Source organism: Rothia sp. HMSC067H10 (assembly GCF_001810635.1).
GTDB lineage: Bacteria > Actinomycetota > Actinomycetes > Actinomycetales > Micrococcaceae > Rothia > Rothia dentocariosa.
In genome coordinates, this window is the sequence record NZ_KV802271.1 from 1 (window position 1) to 19,267 (window position 19,267).

Genomic DNA, 19,267 nt, shown 5'->3' on the forward strand with positions numbered 1-19,267 from the left:
AACTATACACACCCACACCCACCACCGCAACCCAGTGGGTGATGAGATAGAACACCAATAAAAATACTAGTCAGATATCTATAAATTCTACAGTGCTGGTTGGGGGTGCGAAAGACCCCGAAACTATGAAGCTCTTCACTGTTCTTAAAAAGCTCGTATTCCCGTCATGCCACCTCAAAAACTCGAATCGCTAAAATATTCTTTTCTCTTTAGGCCGCCGCACTGAAGATATAAATGAAGGGTTCCCATACATCGAACTGTGTGGAAACCCTTCAAGATCCTGTGGTAAATCAGGAATAGTAAACCCTATACTACGGTAATCGCACCCTGGTTTTTCTTGCCTCGACGCACGATTGCATACTTACCGTGCAAAAGCTGCTCAGATGAGATCAGGGCATCTTCACCTTGACCCTTCACACCATTGACAGATGCGCCGCCTTCTTTCAGGATGCGTCGCGCCTCAGACTTGGAAGAGGCAAAACCAAGCTCCGTAAGCGCAGTAATCAGATCCAGCCGATCCGAAGAGAGCTCAACCGAAGGCAGCTCATCCATTACAGCCTGAAGAGTGCTCTCGTCCAAGGACGCAAAGTCTCCCTTGCCAAAAAGAGCCTCCGAAGCCGCTATGGCCTGTTCCGTAGGCTCAACACCGTGAACAAGGGCCGTAACCTCATAAGCAAGCCGTTTCTGTGCTTCACGCTTGTACGCTTCGGTTTCGACCTTATGCTCGTATTCGCCAATCTCCGCACGAGTCAAGAAAGTAAAGACCTTCAAACGATCTATTACATCCGCATCAGCGGTATTAAGCCAGAACTGGTAAAAGGCATATGGAGAACACATCTCGGGGTTCAGCCAAATTGCGTTGCCTTCGCTCTTACCAAACTTCGTGCCATCAGAGTTTGTAATCAGAGGGGTTCCAATAGCATGAACGGTTTTTCCCTCGACCTTACGAATCAGCTCGGTGCCGCTGGTGAGATTACCCCACTGGTCAGAACCACCGGTTTGCAAAGTGCATCCGTACTGACGGTTAAGCTCAAGATAATCCAAGCCCTGCAAGATTTGGTACGAGAACTCAGTGTAAGAAATACCTTCTTCAGAGTTTAGGCGTTTAGCAACAATTTCCTTCTTGACCATCGTACCCACACGAAAATGCTTACCAATATCGCGCAAGAAATCGATAGCCGAAAGCTGCCCGCCCCAATCCAAATTATTCACCATACGAGCCGCATTCTCGCCCTCAAACGAAAGAAAACGCTCAATCTGAGACCGTAGAGATTGAACCCATTCAGCAACGACTTCTCGGGAGTTAAGTACGCGCTCCGATGTCTGCCGGGGGTCTCCGATCAGACCAGTAAAACCGCCCACCAGACCTAGGGGGTAGTGCCCGGCAAGTTGCAGACGACGCATTACCAAAAGCTGCACAAGGTGCCCCAAATGTAAGGATGCGGCGGTAGGGTCGTACCCGGTATAGAATGTAAGCTTTTCATCGCTCAATGCTTTTTCAAGTGCCTCTTCGTCAGTACTCACATGCACGAGTCCGCGCCATTTGAGCTCCTGCCAGATGTTCTCGAACGTGTCGTCATTGTGCTGCGCATTAAGGATGTCGGCAGACATGGTTCTCTATGTTCTCCGTTCCATGACATACGGTGTAAAAATATTTGATGCGCAGAATACAGCCTGCACATAGTAAGTACACCCAGGATTGATAGTTATAGCCTAGCACTACGTCGCTACCTGCGATACATGCCAACACTACTTACGGGTCTACTTTACGACTGGGCAGATCCGACTGCTTCAGCACCTAGACCTGCGGGCATTGAGGTTCCTACCAGATGAAGCCGCTGTGTGGGGCGAGTCATTGATACGTATAGATCACCTACAGCACCTTGTGCATCGTCAAGAAGCTGCTGCGGTTCCACGATGATGACAACATCAAACTCAAGCCCTTTAGCTTCCCAAGGAGTCAAGACAAGAACCTGATTTTCGACGGCATCCTCAGCGGTTCCTGTACGATCCGCATGTGTTTCCATAACTGCACGCGCCACCTGTGTGTACTGGGCGGGGGAACAGACTACTCCGATAAGAGCCCCATCTCCTAGGGCAACCTCATCACTCACGCGCTGGACAGTCTCAGCAACCACGTGTTCCTGGGGCACCCGATGGATAAAAGGTGCCCATTGTCCTTCACGCACAGCACGAGGTGCTGACACTTCATACCCGGCTTCGCGTGCAACGGCGACCGCCGCATCCGCAATTTGTGCCGGGGTACGGTAGTTAATCGTCAATTCATCAAGAGTAAACCGTTCCCCCACAAAAGGTTCAAGAGCCTGAGACCACGATGAAGCGGCAGAGGCTGAAGACGCCTGCGCAATATCTCCCACTACCGTAAACGATTTCATGGGGCATCGTCGCATCAGCAAACGCCATTGCATAGGCGAAAGCTCTTGCGCTTCATCCACAACAATATGCCCATAAGCCCAGGTGCGATCCGCCTGTGCCGCAGCTGCAGCAGTCATACGATTGATACCTACCTCGTTGAGAGCGGCGATCTGCTCGGCCGTAACAACGCCGTCTGCACCAATATCGGCGAGTGTCTGATGCACATTCTCAAGTGCTTTTGACGCATTCTCAAGGTTAGCTCGATGCTCAGCCTCTGCGCGTGCTGCTGCTGCCGCACCCGTGACCCGGGAGAAATCACCGAGAAGCTCCGCAGCTTCATCCAGTAAAGGAACATCAGCCTCAGTCAAAGGAGCATCGGCAGGGCGTTTGAGAAGCTCCCTTTCTACCTCAGTAAAATTCTGAGTTGCGGACTCTAGATATTGCTGTTTCGAGAACAGGGAACGCACCAGCGTTTCAGGTGAAAGCGGCATCCAGGCAAGGTTAAGAGCACGTCGTACGTCCAAAGAAGCACGCACATCATCTTGTAAATAAGGGCGCTCCACAATGCGACCGGCGGCTTTATTAAGCTGATCGTCCAGCACGCTCGTCAGTTCCTTAAGCAAAATTTTGACGAACGTCTCGCGAGCTTCATTATGTGGTTTTCCAGTAGCACGAGCCCGAGAACGTGCTGAACGTACCATCTGTGGAGTAAGAACAACATCAGTGCCCTCAACGTTGAGGCGCTGTTCCCGCTCAGGAACTTTTTGGCGATCTTCAACTGCTTTCTTGATTACCTCTACCATGCGCAAATCACCCTTAAGCGCAGCGATACGACGATCGTTCTCGGGTACAGCGCGAAGCCCAGGGTACAGTGTTGCCAAGGAAGCCATGACCACTCCGGTTTCGCCCAGAGAAGGCAGAACACGCTCAATGTACCACATGAATGAATGCGACGGTCCTACCACTAATACACCCGCTTTAGCGAGGCGTTCTCGATTTGTATACAGCAAATATGCCGCACGGTGCAGAGCAACTGCAGTTTTACCGGTACCCGGTCCGCCCTGAACAACCCGAACGCCGGGCAACTCGGAACGAATAATCGCATCCTGCTCGGCTTGGATGGTCGCGACGATATCATTCATCCGCCCGGTACGTTTCTTATTTAAAGCCGCGAGAAGCGCACCTTCACCATGCAAAGTGTCGCTATCCTGAAGCAATTCGGAGTCGAACACTTCATCTTCGATGTTGGTGACGGTACGTCCCTCCAGCATCAGATGCCGCCGACGCCGAACCCCTAACGGATTAAACGCCGTAGCCTGATAGAACGTGCCGGCCTCGGGGGCACGCCAATCCATCAAAAGCCGCTTCTGGTCGCTATCCATAATTCCTAAACGGCCGATATACCGAACCTCATCGGCTCCGTCTTTTGTAAGGTCAAGACGGCCAAAAACAAGCCGCGCATCCACTGCGTTAAGCTGGGCCAGGCGATCTTCGTAATGGGTCGCAAAAGAGTCCCGCTCGGAACGGTTTTGATGCCCACCAACCGCCTGATTCTTGCGAACATCCGCGAGTTTTTGTGAGGTTTCTTCCCGTAAATCATCTAGTCGTGCATAGATTTTTGCAACATGTTCGCGTTCTTGGGCAAGCTGCTGCGCAAAGACACGTGTAGCAACATTCTCGGAAACATTCTTAGATGTTTCTGCGGGCATAAAAACTCCTTTAACGGCATAACGCCGATTAACTCACGATTTACGGCGATGCCGAAAACAGAGTATCTATTTTACAGGGTTATATGCACGCTCAAAAGCTATGTCTATGTGCTTTGAGGCAGGACGTTACTCAGAAACTACACTTAAAGTTTCTACTCGGTATTGCGCCAGAGCTTCACGCCCACCCAAATCTTTGAGCTCCAAGAGAGTGCCAATTCCTGCTACTTTCAGCTTCGCACGTTCAATAAGCTTCGTGGCAGCCACCAGCGTGCCACCGGTTGCCAAGATATCATCGAGTAGAAGCACGCGGGTTCCCGGTGCGAAATCATGACAGTGAATCTCGATAGCTGCAGTACCATACTCAAGCTCATATTCTTCGCGGTATGTTTCACGGGGCAGCTTACCGGCCTTACGTACCGTCATAAGGCCTTTGCCGGAGGCATAAGCAAGCGCTGAAGCCATAAGAAAACCACGGGCTTCTACACCAGCGACAACGTCATAAGTACCTTCAAAAAGCCGTGCTATCTCGTCAATAGATGCTTTAAAAACCTCAGCGTTTGCAAAGAGAGTGGTGACGTCGTAGAACAGGATTCCCTGATGTGGGTAATCCTGAATGGTTGCGCATGCCGCCGGAATAAGCTCTTGCATGGATGCGAGCGCTGAAACGTTCATTACTCTCTCTTTCGGAGGTCAGCGGGTTTTGGGATCAGTCGATGTATGTTCGCCGCAGAATTAATGCGGCACGGTGGCTTTGACAGCCTCAAGAATTCTACCTTTTTTCGATAAACATGGCACGTAGTTCATGTTTAAGGATTTTTCCAGTGGGCCCCAACGGCATGGAATCTACAATTCGATAATGGCGCGGATACTTATAGGCAGCGAGTTTATCACGCGCGAGAGTATCTAATTCTTGAATCAGCGATTCATCATCCTTGTGCCCGCGAGAGACGACAACAGCTATAATCTCCTCGCCAACGAGCGCATCATCAAGACCAATAACGGCAACGGCTCGAACCTGCGGATGCGCTTGAAGAACATCCTCTATTTCACGAGGATAAACGGAATACCCATTACGCAGCACCATGTCTTTAATGCGGTCCACAATATAAATATTGCCGTTGTTATCCAGACGAGCTATATCTCCGGTGGCAAACCATGTACCGTCGAAAACCTCGTCCGTAGCCAGAGGGTTATTCCAGTATCCCGCCATGATATTTTCGCCCGAAACCCAAAGCTGCCCATGAGTTCCTGCAGGTAAAGACCGACCTTCATCGTCACGTATCTGCACCTGCACTCCCGGAAGCACACGTCCGACGGAGCCAGTTACGTGCCCAAACTGGGCCTGATTAAAACTGACAACTGGTGAGGTTTCACTCAGTCCGTACCCTTCATATATAGGACAGGAAATTAACGCATCAAATGCACTGTGCGCAGATGCGGGCAGGGGTGAGCCTCCAGAAATACCAAATCGGATGCGTCCTTTCAGTTGGCGAGCGTTAGACGGGTTTTCTTCGAGTGCGGCTATAAGCGCAGCATACATGCTGGGTACTGCTGCAAGAACCGTCACATCGGCTTGGTCGATGATTTTGATTGCCTCTTCGGGGGTGAACCTTGGCAAAAGAGCGATGGATGAGCCAGCAGCGCATACCGCGTTGAGGGTGACTGTTTGCCCAAAAGCATGAAAAAGAGGTAAGCCGCCAAAAATGATATCTTCAGCGGTAAATCCGAACACTTGAGCACAGCTTTGGGCATTACTCAGAATATTAGCGTGCGTTAGGGTTGCACCCTTGGGCTTTCCCGTAGTTCCCGAGGTATAGAGAATAAGCGCCGGATCCGCCGGGCTTACGGGGCATAATTTAAGTTCTGGTTCAGACGGATGGTCTGTTCCAAAGGAAGCTAATGAAGATTGAGGGTCTGCACTCGTGCCGCCTAATATCTCAAGATGCACGGTTCCGTCGCACACGAGGGGCACTTGGTGTGCTTCAGCTGCTAGGCGGGTTCCTTCCCAGGCAAAGAGCATGGTAGCGCCGCTATCCTGCAGATGATGTTCAAGCTCGGCACCACTCAGCAGAGGGTTTAACGGAACACAGAGAGCACCGCTTGCCAGAATGCCATAGTATAGAGCGGGCATCAGGGGAACATTAGGCAAAGAGAGCGCTACTCGATCGCCTTCCTTCACACCACATTTTCGCAGATGTGTCTGTACCCGAGCCGCCGCCTGCCCCAGTTTTCGATATGTCACCGTAGCGATATTCGAGGAGGCTGAAAATACTAGCGCTGGAGTGTTCTCGTGTATGCGGCTTGCGAGCAGATGTGCAATATTGTGCGATGTTGCCGGTTCAGGGGTGGAGGCATTCTCAACAGTAACGGGCATCGTTTCTTTATTCCTGTTGTATGTTCTTTCGTAGCATGAAAAAGCTCTAACTCGGGGTAGTGCTAACAGCACAATATGGCGTTTGTTTAGCCTTCTCCATTCTAAACCCGTCAATCTCAGGCAAAGTTTACAGCATACCTATAAACCGAGCTTTTTACCTGTCACATTTATTCAACAAATTTGTATTCTGATGAATTCATAATAGTATTTACGAATAAATCAAAATAAACGATAATCTCTTATGCAGGAAGCCTCCATGACCGATAACTTTTCAACATCATCTCAGGTCTGCCCCGAACTAAAAGACCAAGAGCTCGAATTCCTCAATTCGATCTTTGACCTTGCCCGCAATAATAAGCCTATTGCGCTCCAGTCGCTCCTCGATCAAGGCATACCGGTAAATCTCACAAACTCCCACGGAGACACCCTCCTCATCCTTGCCGCTTACCATGAGCATGAAGAAATCGTGCGCGTTCTTCTCAAAGCGGGCGCAGACCCAGATCGTCTCAATGACCGTGGGCAAACGGCGTTAGTCTGCGCGGTATTCCGCGATAACCTCACTATCTCTCAGTTGCTTCTTGATGCTGGCGCCAATGCGTCTTTAGGTACACAAACCCCTGCGGATGTTGCTCGGTTCTTCGACCTACCGCGTATGCAAGAACTTCTCGCTGCGGCAGCAACAACCGCTGAATAGCACAGAGGCAGCGGGAACAAACCATCACGTCTCAATTTTGCGCCCACCGCCTCGTGCAAACCATAGCTTTACACGGCATCCAACGTATCTGAATATTCAATAAAGTCTTTTATTAGTTTGTAGACCATGCCAAGAAACTAGCTGCAAGTTCCTGTCCACCAGCAGGATCGCGGGATATTACCATTACGGTATCGTCTCCAGCTATTGTGCCAAGAATTGCCTCTAAACCGCTCTGATCGATAGAGGACGCTAGGAATTGCGCGGCACCGGGTGGGGTACGCAAAACCGCAATATTGCCCGAGCCTTCCGCCGTGATAAGCAGCTCTTTAAAGAGCGAAATCATGCGCGCATCGGGAGCTGCCCCTCCCCCACGACGCGCAGGATAGTTTGGAACAGCATATATGAGACCAGCACCCTCATCACGAATACGTTCAGCACCAATTTCCACAAGATCACGTGAGAGTGTAGCCTGAGTAACTTTCATACCGTCATCGGTAAGATATTGCGCCAGCTCAGCCTGAGAACGTACACGGCGGGTCTGCAACAATTCCACGATACGTGCCTGACGCGCGATTTTTGTCGAGGGGAAAGGCATTTTGTCTTCTACTTCCTTCGGTTCCAACCACAGGTTGAGTCTAGTCACGGACCCCACGAGGTGCCGCACCGCTCTCAATACTCAAAGATAATACATATACACATAATTATGCGACCTAAATATCGATTATGCGCAACTTTCTTTGAAAACTTTTACGTTTCTAGCATACTTTGTGGACTTTATATCCTCTATTCCCGCATACAAAAGCGGAACCTGACCTCGCATATTCTACAAGGTCAGGTTCCGCCTACTACTGTGCTACTTTTGCCGCGACTCTACATCGTCCTGTGAAGATTCTTCCTCAACGATGTAGCCCTCATCGTCCTCTTCATAGTCGTCAGATTCCTCGAATCCGTCGACATCTACATAATCAACACGAGAGCGGCGATTAGACCATATGCCAAAGGCGCATCCACCGATCAACACAACAAGAGCTAGCGCAAAACTACCCCAGCCAACGAGGTACTGCTGACCTACACTGCCCTGCTCAATCGCTTTAACGCTTCCTTTTTCACCGGTACGCACAACCTCAATCTGGTGGTCAGTGGTCTCTGCGACTAAAGCACTTACCTCACGGGGGAAATCCTGCGCATAGGTTCCAGTCTGCGTACCACGAAAATCGATATTTTCACCCGCATGGACCTCATAGGTGTCCTTCAGGTTTGAGCGATATTTCATGCCGTCGATGCGGTTATCCTTCGGCAGATTACCCTTATATTGCGCTACATTCGAGTCTGTTTCTAAATCGGGGGTCAAATCAACGTAACTGCCTTCAATAACCCAGCTTTTGCCCTCGTATTCCGCGTCCTGATTCGCGGAGAAAAGCGCACGAACACCCACAACGCACAGAACGATTGCAACCACGATAGCCAGAAGTACGCTAAATACCGATACCCAGTTGATGTGGGGTCGTTCTTCGTAGTATTCATCGTCGGCATCGCTCATGCCGAAAAAATCATCCCTGGATTCTTCAGTACCCTCGTAATCGACGTCTTCGTATTCGTCATCACGCTGTGTCATGCGCTCTCCTTATCGTGTTTCCTGTACTAGGGTACCGGTGCCTTAGCCTTACGGAAAGTTAAGACGTGATAGAACCTTCACAGAGTGACGATTTTCTAACGCTCACCTACAGCTTGGCAAGTACATGACTCGTATGAATACATAGCTAACGCCCCTTCTGATCCGTGTAACGGCGAAGGGGCGCTAGTTATGAACTATGCCATAGTGCGTCTACACACGCGCCACAGCCCCAAAGCGTTCCGCGGCAACAGCAACCGCTGCCTCACGCGAAGCGCTTGCTTCTTCAGCAGTGAGCGTGCGATCAGGTGCTCGGAAGCGCATAGCAAACGCCAATGATTTTTTACCGCTCTCGACACCCTGGCCACGATAATCATCGAAGACTCGCAAATCTTCGAGCAATTCCCCGGCGCCATCACGAAGAGCCTGAGCTACCTCAGAAGCAGGAATATTCTCATCGACCACAAGAGCAACATCCTGAGTAGCTGCCGGATAACCGTAAATAGGCGATGCCTGAGGCACACCCATGCGGGAAGCAAACAGTTCAGTAAAGTTCACCTCAAAAGCACAGGTACGTTCAGGGAGATTCTCAGTCTGCAGGAGCTTCGGATGCAGCTCGCCAGCATAACCGATAGTTTGTCCGTCCTGTGTGCGGAGCTGCGCGGTTCGTCCAGGATGGAATGCCTGATGGGTTCCTTGGGCAATCACAATCTCAACACCTAAAACATCCGCTATGAGGCGCGCCGCATCCAGCGCATCGCGCCAGTCATAGGCACGAGCCTGAGTGCCAGGCATTGGCTCGTGCTCGGCGCCAGCAAACAGGCCACTAAAATACACAGGCTGCTCGGGGATACCCGCATTCAAATCCGCAAGAACCTCATCACTGGGCCGTTCACCCAAAGGAGGGATACTAGCGGAGCCCTGTCGTTCACCAGGAATAAAAACGCGGCCAGCTTCAAAAATCTTCAAGTTTTTGAAACCGCGCGAGAGATTCCGCTGCAAAACCTCTGTTAAACCGGGCAGAAGCGAGCGACGCAGCCATCCCTCAGCAGAAGAAATTGGGTTCGCTAACCGTACCGAGTTCACTTTTTCGCCGGCGGTTGGCGAAGACCAAAGATTATTCGCTTCCTCCGAGACGAAGGGATAAGCGAAAACCTCGGTCAACCCAGCTGCCGCGAGTGCATTAGCAGCTCGCCGACGGGCGGCTTGTTCTGGGGTATATCCGTGACCTGCGGGAGCGACGGGTAGAGTGTACGGAATATTCTCGTATCCATCCAAACGAGCAATTTCTTCCGCTAGATCTTCCGGAGCCAGCAAATCATTACGCCACGAAGGAGCTTTTACGGTGTATCCCGTCGCGGTCGCCTCAACCTCACATCCTATTTCTGTGAGAGTATTGACGATCTGTTCGGGTGAATACTCCACCCCGATACGGTTCGCCACGTAATCCTGGGGAAGGTCGATGACCACCGGCTCGCGAGAAATCACGACATCGGTCACCCCCGCATCTGCAACTCCTGCTGCGAGCTCGACAAGCAGCTCAACTGCACGCTGGGCAGCCGCTGGCTGAAGTTTCGTATCTACCCCGCGTTCAAAACGCTTAGACGCTTCAGAGATAAGCTTATGACGGCGCGCGGTACGCGCAATGGAAACTTCATCAAAGCGTGCCGCCTCAATCAGAATATTCTTTGTCTCGGTCGTGACCTCGGTAGAAGCACCACCCATGACACCAGCAAGGCCGATAACGCCAGAATCATCGGTAATCACAATGTCCTCTGGATGCAAGTCGCGTTCAACGCCGTCCAAAGTCGTCAGCTTCTCCCCTGCGACTGCTCGGCGCACCACGATTTCTCCCTGTACCTTATCGGCATCATAGAAGTGCAGCGGCTGACCAGTCTCAAGCATCACGTAATTGGAAATATCAACCGGCAGCGAGATAGAACGCACACCCGCTAAGCGCAAGCGTGAAGCCATCCACGTGGGTACTGGCGTGGTTGCATCCACACCATTAACCTGGCGCATGGTGAAGCGTACAGTTGCCGGGTTATCGTGAATTGGCGTGGAATCCTCTAGACGTACCGAGATGCCTTCAGAGTTAGCCTTGGGGGCGCGAGCGCCGTATTCCAGAACGAAGTCGTTAAAAGAAGTTCCGGTCGCATGCGCATATTCACGGGCAATACCGCGAATCGAAAACGCATATCCGCGATCGGGAGTCACATTAACCTCTGCTGCTTCGTCATGCAGACCCAAAAGTTCCAACGCATCGGAACCAAGTTCCGGGTCAAGACCCAGCGTAGAGAGCACCAAAATACCACCGTGATCTTCACCAATCCCCAGCTCTCGGGTAGAAGCAATCATACCGGCAGACTTATGTCCATAAGTTTTACGGGCGGTAATGGCGAAGTTTCCGGGCAGTACGGCGCCGGGAAGAGTTACTACGACTTTGTCGCCGACCTTGAAGTTATGGGCACCGCAGATAATACCCTGCACGCCGGATTCTTCAATGCCTTTGCCGGTGAGAGTCTGTGTTTGTCCGTCGGGAACTACGCGCACCTGGCACCAATTCACGGTCTTGCCGTTGGAGTGAGTTTCGGGCTCCAGTGAAAGCACCTGACCGACCACGATGGGGCCGGAAATCTCATCGGTAGGACGATGCACATCCTCTTCCTCTAGACCTACCTTCACGAGAGTTGCAAGAACGTCCTCAGCCGAAGCATCCTCGGGGACAGGCGCAAATTCGCGCAGCCATGATAGGGGTATACGCATAGTGTCTAAATCTCCATCCCGAACTGCTCAGAGAAACGGATATCGCCCTCAATCATGTCGTGCATATCAAGGACATTATTACGGAACATGAGGGTACGCTCAATACCCATACCGAACGCAAAACCCGAATATACATTGGGATCAATACCTGCGGCACGTAAAACATTGGGATGCACCATGCCGCAACCGCCCCACTCAATCCACTGGGGCCCGCCTTTCGCATGGGGGTGCCATAGGTCGAGCTCTGCAGAAGGTTCAGTGAAGGGAAAGAAGTTCGGACGCAAACGAATCTTCGCATCCTCACCGAACATTGCACGCGCCATATATTCGAGAGTGCCCTTCAGATCAGCCATGGTCAGTCCCTTATCGACTGCCAAGCCTTCAATCTGATGGAATACTGGGGTATGCGTAGCGTCAAGCTCATCTGTGCGATAAACCTGACCAGGGCACACAATGTATAGTGGCAGCTCACGGGTAAGCATGGAACGCATCTGTACCGGGGAGGTATGGGTGCGCAAAAGAAGATGCGTTTCTTTAGGCTCTACATAGAAAGTATCCTGCATCTCGCGTGCTGGATGATCTGGCTTAATATTCAGGGCATCAAAGTTATACCACTCGGACTCTAGTTCCGGCCCATCGGCGACTTCCCAGCCCATACCCACGAAAATATCGGTAAGTTTTTCCTGCATCAACGCAACAGGGTGACGCCCGCCCAATGAATGGCGTGCTGTGGCAGCGGTTACATCTACCGCTTCTTCCGCAAGGATGCGCGCCTCGCGCTCTGCCTCAAGTTCTACGGTACGGGTCTCAATAGCCTCGGTGAGTGCCGCACGCGCCTGTCCCAAAAGTTTACCGACCGGCCCCTTATGCTGGTTTTCAAGGTCACGCATCTGCCGGTTGGCAAGGCTTAAGCTGCCTTTATCGCCAAAGAATCCAAGACGTACTTCCTTGAGCGAGTCAAAGTCTTGCGCGTGCTCACGCAGAGCTTTCTGCGCGCGTTCACATTCTGCCTCGAAGGCTTCTCGAACGGTTTCTAAACCGTTCTCAGGGTTCTCTTTTAAAACCTCTGCAATACGGGCAAGAATGTGCGCTGATTCGGGCGCGTTCTCATGTTCCTGCACGGAATCGGTCATAACTACTCTTCTCTGCATTTGTGCATTGTTCTCACCAGGCGGGCGCGCCGCAGGGCACGCAGACACGCGCTATCTTTCTAGTTTAGTGCAGTTGGAGTCTTCTTTCACGATAGCTTGTGTCTATAGGCCCTAGGCATGAAAAACTACGGAACATTCTCCCGATCAGAGTAGCCGAAAGCCTTCCACAAAATCTCAGCGCAACCAGCGTTAAATTTAAATAGATCCTGGCCGCATCACCTCTGTGAATGCAGCCAGGAATTATGTCGTCATTTATGTATTTAGACGAGGAGCTCTTTAACAGCGGGGTCAAAAGCGGAACGAATCCATAGGACATTCGTGATAAACCAGCCAGCATAGATGGGAACAAGACCGTAATGCTGGGAGTTAAGAATATTGCCGATCATCGACATAATAGCGATAAAAGCGCCCAAAATCGCAAATATCAGTCCAAAAGTAAGACCGATGCGTTTACCTTTCTGAATGGTGAAATAAACCCATAGATAAACGACCGCTGCCACGGCAAGAAGCACGAGACCGCCCCAAACCCCAAATTCCGGAAGGCCTTCAAGCGGTTTGAAGTTGTTTGGCGCAAAAGCTGAGATAACACCATGAAGAAAGCACAAAAGCGCCGATACAATCATGATTTCTTGAAGACGGAAAATTTTAGGATGTTTCGATGGTGAATTAAATAGGCTGTCGTGCGATTCGCCGCCTTCTTGGATGTAAATCGCTTGAGTATCCGAGGGGGCTGAATCACGTCTAAAAGTGTTCGGATCGTACTGAGGTGCTGGAGTAGTCATCATTGTCTCCCACGATGTATATGTGATTTCTAGCTCAATAGTACCCTGAGGGCTTACGGAAACAAATTAAATTTCCACAATATGACGCATAGCGGCTGGCCAACGTCCGCTATATGAACGTAGACCAGCCGCTAAAGGTTGAATACGAAGCTTAGTTAAAAAGTTTTGATGCTATAAAATCGTTCTCGTCTTTAACTCCTGCCGGAATAGCGAAGACCGCGCTCCCGGTATGCCGCAGATACTCACTCATAGCATCCGATGCCGTCATGGTACTGAGCAAAGGAATAAAATGCGTGCGAGGGTCACAGATAAAAGCGATAAAGAAGAGACCGGCATCCAGGTGCCCCAGCCCGTCAGAGCCATCCGTGTAGTTATACCCACGACGAAGTATCTGCACCCCGTTGTTTTGGTCTGGATGCATCAGGCGCATATGCGAATCATCGGGAATAATGGGACCGTATTTGCCCTTCATATTAAAATCTGGAGCGGTAAATTCTTCACCGCCTGACAGCGGCGCGCCTGTTACTTTGGTGCGCCCCACGATTTCTTCTTGTTCCCGTAGCCGGGAGCGGTCCCATGTCTCGATAATCATGCGGATGCGACGTGCCGCAAGGTAGGTACCGCCATCCATCCATTCGGGGTGCCCCTCCGAATTAGATTTTGAAGCCCAGACATGCTTTTCCAACAACTCTGGATTCTGAACCTTAATATTGTTGGTACCGTCTTTGAACCCGAAGAGGTTGCGCGGGGTATCCTGCGTACTTGACGTGGATGCGGTACGCCCAAATCCGAGCTGGCTCCACGCCACGACGGCACGACCCGCCGCAATACGCACCAGGTTTCGGATGGCGTGAAAAGCTACCTGAGGATCATCAGCGCAGGCTTGAATACACAGATCGCCACCGCTTCGCTCGGGCTCTATGACATCTCCCGCCATCTTGGGAATATCTACCAAGGCGGGCGGAAGTTTATCTTTAAACCCGTACGTATCTTTGCCTTCTGAATCCACGAAAAACGATCGTCCCAAGCCAAAGGTGATAGTTAGATGCCCAGCAGAAAGGTCCATAGCTTCGCCGGTATCTTTTGGAGGTGCTTCATAGGAGGAGTCCTCCCCCACGATTTCTCCCGCCATGAGTTTACGCGATGCTTCTGACCATTCTTTAAAAAGCTTCTTGATCTCATCCTTCGATGTGGTTTTAAGAGTGAGAGCCGCAAAATACATGCGGTCTTGGGCATCTGTCGAGATACCACTCTGATGCTCACCAAAGAAAGAATATGAGTCTTTAACAGCAGACTTACCCGAGGCCTCGGCATTTTTTTGGTCTTCTGCGGAACATCCGGCAAGAGCGCCTACAGTTGCCACAGAGGCAGCCGCTATACCTGCGCCCGTCATCAGAGTCCGTCGACTGGTACCACGAGATACGTCTGACTGGTCAGCAGTGTGGGATTGCTGAATCTGTGTCGTGGGTGTCTTTTTTTCACGCATGAGATATTCTCCCTATATATTTTGGAGATTATATGACAACTGTGTATCAGTTGAGTATTTGAGAACCGACCGCCCGCAAGCGTCTCTGTATCCGCAGTTATCTCGCGAATGTAGAAACACTCACGGACGGCTCAGCGTCTAGAGGCAGCATCTCTCAACGTCATCAATCCCCTGTGTGATCAGGATCTGTACGTTGAAATGCTGATACGTTACTTAGCTGTTGCCGATGAGGTACCTGCCGCTGGCTCGGAAGCATCCTGCGAAGCTCCAGCGGAGGACTCAGATGACGCAGCCGGCTTCGAAGAAGAAGTATCATCGCTCTTGCCCTCAGCGGACTCACCGCCTGCCACGGTCTCAGTCATCTGCGAGACAGGCTCTGCGAGCGCAGTCACGGCATCGGAGAGCTCACGGACTTCTTCTTTGCTCAGCTCGTCATAGGGCTTGAAACCGTCGCCCTGCTTGTACTTATCCAGGATCTTCTGCACGGCGTCGAATTTCTCTTGCAGAGTCTTGGCAAGCTCAGGGTTCTTCTTCTGCAGAATCGGCAGAAGGTTTTCGTAGTCCACCTTCGCACCATCTACGTTACCCTGGAAATCGGAGAGGTCAGTGTGTGACCAGTTCTCTTCCTCACCGGTCAGTTTGGTGTTGACAACCTCGTCCAAGAGCTCTTTCGCACCATTGGAGATCTGGAAAGCATCAAGCTTAAACTTATCCGAATGCACGTAATCGTACAGCTCTTGGGTGTCCTTCACGAGCGTTTCGCTGACTTGTTTACGTTCTTCAGTGGTAAGCGGCTTGTATTCTTTTCCGTCGTTGGCATCTGCCTTAGGCTGCCACAAGTCTTTCTCGATCTTGTGCCAACCGGTCCACTCCTGAATCTTACCTTCTTCAAGGTCGGTTTCACGCGCATCCAGCTTGAGGTCTAGGGTCTCACCGTAGCTTTCCGCAATGGGCTCGATGCGCTCGTAATGTATACGGGCCGCCGCGTACTTAGCCTTTGCCTCGTCGTTCTTGCCTTCTTGGTAGAGCTTGGCGAACTCGTCAGTATCGGTTTTAAGCGCCTCGACCTGGTCTTTCACGTATGAAGAGTATTGCGTAACTGCGGTATCGCGCATAGCCTGCTCATCAGCAGAGATGGGCTGAGCGCTCTCGTTCTTGACAACTTTAAGATCACCCTTGATGCCGTCGCCAACCATACCGGGCTTGCAGGCTGTCTTATACGAGCCTTCAGGAAGTTCAACAGTGAGATCACGAGAAAGGTTGGGACCAATGTTTTCGACCTCAGAAATAATGCGCAGTCCATCGGAGCCTAGTACGTAGAACTCGGTCACTTTCGAGCCTTCGTTCTTTACCTTGAAGGTAGCCTTACCAGCTTTAACTTCGGTGGCAGAAAGCTTGCACTCGGTATCGGTTGAAGTAACCGAGATAGAACCGTCAGCGGTTCCGCCAGAACCACCTGAGGCGTTATTCGCGCTATTGGGCGTGCACCCGGTCAGCGCAATAGCGCCGACTGACAGCAGGGCACCTGCGGAGTATAGGGACTTTCGCATTGTGTTTTCCTTTGTTCGGGGACAGAGAAATATGAAAAATCAGTTATCCGGCATCGGAAGTAGGGGTCTTAATACCTGCAGAGTTGGAGGAAGAAGCAGTTTCACCAGTGATTTTATTAGCCACCTTCGATACGTGCACCATGCCAGATGCTTGAGGCGCATCAGCAGCTTTACGCGAAGGGGTATGACCTCGCTTTTGTTTCCAGAAGAAGAGGGGCATAACGATACCCACGTACAGCACCCACGCTATAGCCTCGACCCACGTGGTAGTGGTTGAAAGGTTAAAGACTGCTTTCAGGATCGTGGCAAGGAAACCGCCCGGTTCGATAAAGTCTTGAGAAGCGAATGCTATATTGTTCAGTCCCGGCAGTATCCGTGCTTCCTGTAGATCGTGAATACCATAGGAGAGCACACCAGCGGCAATAATAATGAGGAAGGCGCCGGTCCAGGTGAAGAACTTCGCAAGGTTGATCTTCATAACGCCGCGCATCATAGCCCACGCGATGAGTACTGCCGTCAAGATACCAACAATGGCACCAATGACGGGAAGCACCGTACTAATCTCAGTACCTTGGGTAGCGGCGCGAGTGGCAGACCAGATAAAGAGCGTGGTTTCAAGACCTTCACGCCCTACCGAGAGAGTCGCAAGAACTATCACGGCCCATGAGCTAGTTTGAACCGCATCAAGTTTTCCGTGAAGTTCTGCAGAGAGGGCGCGAGCGTTTTCCGCCATCCAGAACACCATCCAGGTGACAAATCCAACCGCAATAATCGAGAGGGAACCGCCGATGGCTTCTTGGGCTTCAAAGGTCAGCGTTTCAGGTCCAAAGGTCAGGATTGCTCCGAAGATGAGCGAAACAGCGATGGCGGCTGCAACGCCAATCCAAATAGGTGGGAGAAGGTGATTACGCTTGGTCTTGTGCACATAGGCAATAAGGATACCCACGACAAGCGCGGCTTCTAGCCCTTCCCGTAAACCGATGAGGAAGTTACCAATGAATATTCCCCATGATTGTGCATCAAGACCCATAATTCGTCACCACGTTAGATTAGACAAAATTTCTTTTCTTTAATTTAACTCTAAAGGTTCCCTGGGTTACACGCCCCATCAGGATCGTGTGAGACTTAGCACACCATAAGTGTAGTGTTGGGATAGGCATAGTTTACCTACAGAATGTCTGCATAATAACAAGGGACCCAACGCTTGTTCAGAAAGAAATATCCGTTAACCTTTCATTTTTTACAGAAATAACGGATACTTATGCCTTTACGCTCTGGAAATGCCTCACAAGACGCACCGTTATATTTCAGCTCTGATGGAGTATGCTCAGCAGCTCCCGCACTATAGGCAAGTCGGCAGGAATCCAGGGTAAATCAAGAATATCTTGACCGCTCTGCTTCTTCACCGAAACCCATCGAAGTTCACGATGATCTTGGAGTGGTAAAGGCTCACCCCTGCTAATCTCGACAAGGAACACCCGCATAGCAGCCTTCTCGTTTAAGACCCAGCCTTGCGGATGATCTCCCTGTACCTCAGAACCAAGATGTACGCTCACACCAAGTTCTTCCATCAGTTCACGTTCCAGCGCCTGCTCGCAAGATTCCCCCGGCTCAACCTTGCCACCCGGAAACTCCCATAAACCCGCAAGGGATTCGGGCGCAGACCGCTGCGCAACAAGCATCCAAGAGGGTGATTCAAGGCTGTCTACAATAGCAGCACCCACCACTTGAACGGAATATTCCGACATCTGTTCCTTTCGAGAATAAGCATTCCAGCAGACCAAGAAGATCTATAAGTCCGGGCTTTCTACCGGCTAATGGGATACGCTCGTGGAGTCCTGCGCTTCGGGACGGTAAACATCCGGTTCCAGATATATAACGCGTGCCGCCGGTACCGCCTCACGAATACGTTCTTCAGTTTTGTCGATCTCATTCGCAACGGTAATTCCCGTATCAGCATCATGAATGCGGATCTTAGCCGCAACTAAAATCTCTTCAGGTCCCAGATGCACAGTCTTAATATGAATAACACGACCCTGATCCCCGTTTTCGATTGCAGCACGAATTTTCGCGAGATCCTCCGGGGAAGCAGCCTCCCCCAGAATCAAAGACTTCATCTCAGAAGCAAGGAATATAGCAATAAAAACCAGAAGTATACCGATAGCCAAAGTTCCGGCGGCATCCCACAGACCGTTGTCGGTCAGCAAAGTCATCGACACACCGAAAAGAGCCAAGACCAAGCCAAAAAGTGCGCCCGCATCCTCCAGTAGAAGTACCGGAAGCTCCGGATTCTTTGAGGTACGTAAGAAACGAAGCCAGCTCTGCTGTCCTTTTATCTCGCGCGATTCTTTAATAGCAACGCGGAATGAGTTACCTTCCAGGAGAATAGAACCTACAAGTACCGCAACCGGTACCCACTGCCACTCCGTAATTCCGTGAGGGTCATGCCATTTCTCGTACCCCTCGTAGAGAGCGAAGAGGCCGCCAAGCGCGAAGATAATAATAGATACGATGAAGGCATAGATATAGCGGTTACGCCCGTAACCAAAAGGGTGCTCTTCGTCTGCTTCTTTTTGCGCTACTTTGCCGCCTACCAGCAGAAGTAACTGGTTACCCGAGTCTGCCACCGAGTGAATAGCCTCGGCCAACATTGAAGATGAACGGGTCAGAAGGTAGGCAATAAACTTAAGAACCGCAATGCCTAGGTTCGCGCCTAAAGCCGCAAAAATTGCGCCTGATCCGGTGTGACCAGAATGAGCGGACATTC

At 51.0% G+C, this 19,267-nt stretch carries 15 protein-coding genes; 1 reads left to right on the plus strand and 14 read right to left on the minus strand.

The annotated features are described in order from the left end of the window. Window positions 1-306: 306 nt before the first annotated feature. From tyrS to HMPREF2756_RS00050, 4 genes are all read right to left on the minus strand, one after another. On the minus strand, window positions 307-1,611 hold the full coding sequence (gene tyrS / locus HMPREF2756_RS00035) for a tyrosine--tRNA ligase (protein WP_048778763.1): 1,305 nt from the start codon (window positions 1,609-1,611) through the stop codon (window positions 307-309). A 155-nt stretch (window positions 1,612-1,766) separates the two neighbouring features. Then, entirely contained in the window at window positions 1,767-4,085 is a 2,319-nt protein-coding gene (locus HMPREF2756_RS00040; protein ID WP_070617071.1) for a HelD family protein, read from the minus strand. 126 nt (window positions 4,086-4,211) lie between these two features. Next, window positions 4,212-4,757, minus strand: a complete 546-nt coding sequence (locus HMPREF2756_RS00045; RefSeq protein WP_070617073.1) for an adenine phosphoribosyltransferase — start codon at window positions 4,755-4,757, stop codon at window positions 4,212-4,214. A 97-nt stretch (window positions 4,758-4,854) separates the two neighbouring features. After that, entirely contained in the window at window positions 4,855-6,459 is a 1,605-nt protein-coding gene (locus HMPREF2756_RS00050; RefSeq protein ID WP_048778756.1) for an AMP-binding protein, read from the minus strand. A 256-nt stretch (window positions 6,460-6,715) separates the two neighbouring features. Between HMPREF2756_RS00050 and HMPREF2756_RS00055 the strand changes: the two genes are divergently transcribed. Beyond that, on the plus strand, window positions 6,716-7,153 hold the full coding sequence (locus HMPREF2756_RS00055; RefSeq protein WP_070617075.1) for an ankyrin repeat domain-containing protein: 438 nt from the start codon (window positions 6,716-6,718) through the stop codon (window positions 7,151-7,153). Window positions 7,154-7,265: 112 nt separating this feature from the next. Here the strand turns inward: HMPREF2756_RS00055 and HMPREF2756_RS00060 are convergent, their stop codons facing one another. From HMPREF2756_RS00060 to HMPREF2756_RS00105, 10 genes are all read right to left on the minus strand, one after another. Next, window positions 7,266-7,748, minus strand: coding sequence for an arginine repressor (locus HMPREF2756_RS00060; RefSeq protein WP_037231933.1), 483 nt, complete (start codon window positions 7,746-7,748; stop codon window positions 7,266-7,268). Window positions 7,749-8,006: 258 nt separating this feature from the next. Further along, window positions 8,007-8,768: a hypothetical protein gene (locus tag HMPREF2756_RS00065; protein WP_070617077.1), complete on the minus strand. Its 762-nt coding sequence runs from the start codon at window positions 8,766-8,768 to the stop codon at window positions 8,007-8,009. A 210-nt stretch (window positions 8,769-8,978) separates the two neighbouring features. Then, the gene (gene pheT, locus HMPREF2756_RS00070; protein WP_070617080.1) at window positions 8,979-11,531 is read right to left on the minus strand and encodes a phenylalanine--tRNA ligase subunit beta; all 2,553 of its coding nucleotides are present in this window, start codon (window positions 11,529-11,531) and stop codon (window positions 8,979-8,981) included. A gap of 5 nt (window positions 11,532-11,536) precedes the next feature. Continuing rightward, the gene (pheS, locus tag HMPREF2756_RS00075; RefSeq protein ID WP_048778748.1) at window positions 11,537-12,664 is read right to left on the minus strand and encodes a phenylalanine--tRNA ligase subunit alpha; all 1,128 of its coding nucleotides are present in this window, start codon (window positions 12,662-12,664) and stop codon (window positions 11,537-11,539) included. 278 nt (window positions 12,665-12,942) lie between these two features. After that, a complete protein-coding gene (locus tag HMPREF2756_RS00080) occupies window positions 12,943-13,464 on the minus strand; it encodes an ABC transporter ATPase (protein WP_239652978.1) in 522 nt (173 codons plus the stop codon). A 151-nt stretch (window positions 13,465-13,615) separates the two neighbouring features. Then, on the minus strand, window positions 13,616-14,950 hold the full coding sequence (gene efeB / locus HMPREF2756_RS00085) for an iron uptake transporter deferrochelatase/peroxidase subunit (protein ID WP_070617082.1): 1,335 nt from the start codon (window positions 14,948-14,950) through the stop codon (window positions 13,616-13,618). Window positions 14,951-15,159: 209 nt separating this feature from the next. Further along, window positions 15,160-16,500 (minus strand): iron uptake system protein EfeO, encoded by a 1,341-nt coding sequence (efeO, locus tag HMPREF2756_RS00090; RefSeq protein ID WP_070617084.1) that lies wholly within the window; start codon window positions 16,498-16,500, stop codon window positions 15,160-15,162. A 43-nt stretch (window positions 16,501-16,543) separates the two neighbouring features. Further along, a complete protein-coding gene (gene efeU / locus HMPREF2756_RS00095; protein WP_070617086.1) occupies window positions 16,544-17,530 on the minus strand; it encodes an iron uptake transporter permease EfeU in 987 nt (328 codons plus the stop codon). 277 nt (window positions 17,531-17,807) lie between these two features. After that, entirely contained in the window at window positions 17,808-18,248 is a 441-nt protein-coding gene (locus HMPREF2756_RS00100) for a (deoxy)nucleoside triphosphate pyrophosphohydrolase (RefSeq protein ID WP_070617089.1), read from the minus strand. 66 nt (window positions 18,249-18,314) lie between these two features. Beyond that, window positions 18,315-19,265, minus strand: a complete 951-nt coding sequence (locus tag HMPREF2756_RS00105) for a cation diffusion facilitator family transporter (RefSeq protein ID WP_070617091.1) — start codon at window positions 19,263-19,265, stop codon at window positions 18,315-18,317. Between the last annotated feature and the right edge of the window lie 2 nt (window positions 19,266-19,267).

What these genes read in the sequence shown, in the direction of transcription:
- pheS (WP_048778748.1), bottom strand. Translation starts at nt 12,664, where the DNA reads ATGACCGATTCCGTGCAGGAACATGAGAACGCGCCCGAATCAGCGCAC.
- pheT (WP_070617080.1), bottom strand. Translation starts at nt 11,531, where the DNA reads ATGCGTATACCCCTATCATGGCTGCGCGAATTTGCGCCTGTCCCCGAG.
- HMPREF2756_RS00055 (WP_070617075.1), top strand. Translation starts at nt 6,716, where the DNA reads ATGACCGATAACTTTTCAACATCATCTCAGGTCTGCCCCGAACTAAAA.
- HMPREF2756_RS00050 (WP_048778756.1), bottom strand. Translation starts at nt 6,459, where the DNA reads ATGCCCGTTACTGTTGAGAATGCCTCCACCCCTGAACCGGCAACATCG.
- HMPREF2756_RS00080 (WP_239652978.1), bottom strand. Translation starts at nt 13,464, where the DNA reads ATGACTACTCCAGCACCTCAGTACGATCCGAACACTTTTAGACGTGAT.
- efeB (WP_070617082.1), bottom strand. Translation starts at nt 14,950, where the DNA reads ATGCGTGAAAAAAAGACACCCACGACACAGATTCAGCAATCCCACACT.
- HMPREF2756_RS00060 (WP_037231933.1), bottom strand. Translation starts at nt 7,748, where the DNA reads ATGCCTTTCCCCTCGACAAAAATCGCGCGTCAGGCACGTATCGTGGAA.
- efeU (WP_070617086.1), bottom strand. Translation starts at nt 17,530, where the DNA reads ATGGGTCTTGATGCACAATCATGGGGAATATTCATTGGTAACTTCCTC.
- HMPREF2756_RS00045 (WP_070617073.1), bottom strand. Translation starts at nt 4,757, where the DNA reads ATGAACGTTTCAGCGCTCGCATCCATGCAAGAGCTTATTCCGGCGGCA.
- HMPREF2756_RS00105 (WP_070617091.1), bottom strand. Translation starts at nt 19,265, where the DNA reads ATGTCCGCTCATTCTGGTCACACCGGATCAGGCGCAATTTTTGCGGCT.
- HMPREF2756_RS00040 (WP_070617071.1), bottom strand. Translation starts at nt 4,085, where the DNA reads ATGCCCGCAGAAACATCTAAGAATGTTTCCGAGAATGTTGCTACACGT.
- HMPREF2756_RS00100 (WP_070617089.1), bottom strand. Translation starts at nt 18,248, where the DNA reads ATGTCGGAATATTCCGTTCAAGTGGTGGGTGCTGCTATTGTAGACAGC.
- HMPREF2756_RS00065 (WP_070617077.1), bottom strand. Translation starts at nt 8,768, where the DNA reads ATGACACAGCGTGATGACGAATACGAAGACGTCGATTACGAGGGTACT.
- efeO (WP_070617084.1), bottom strand. Translation starts at nt 16,500, where the DNA reads ATGCGAAAGTCCCTATACTCCGCAGGTGCCCTGCTGTCAGTCGGCGCT.
- tyrS (WP_048778763.1), bottom strand. Translation starts at nt 1,611, where the DNA reads ATGTCTGCCGACATCCTTAATGCGCAGCACAATGACGACACGTTCGAG.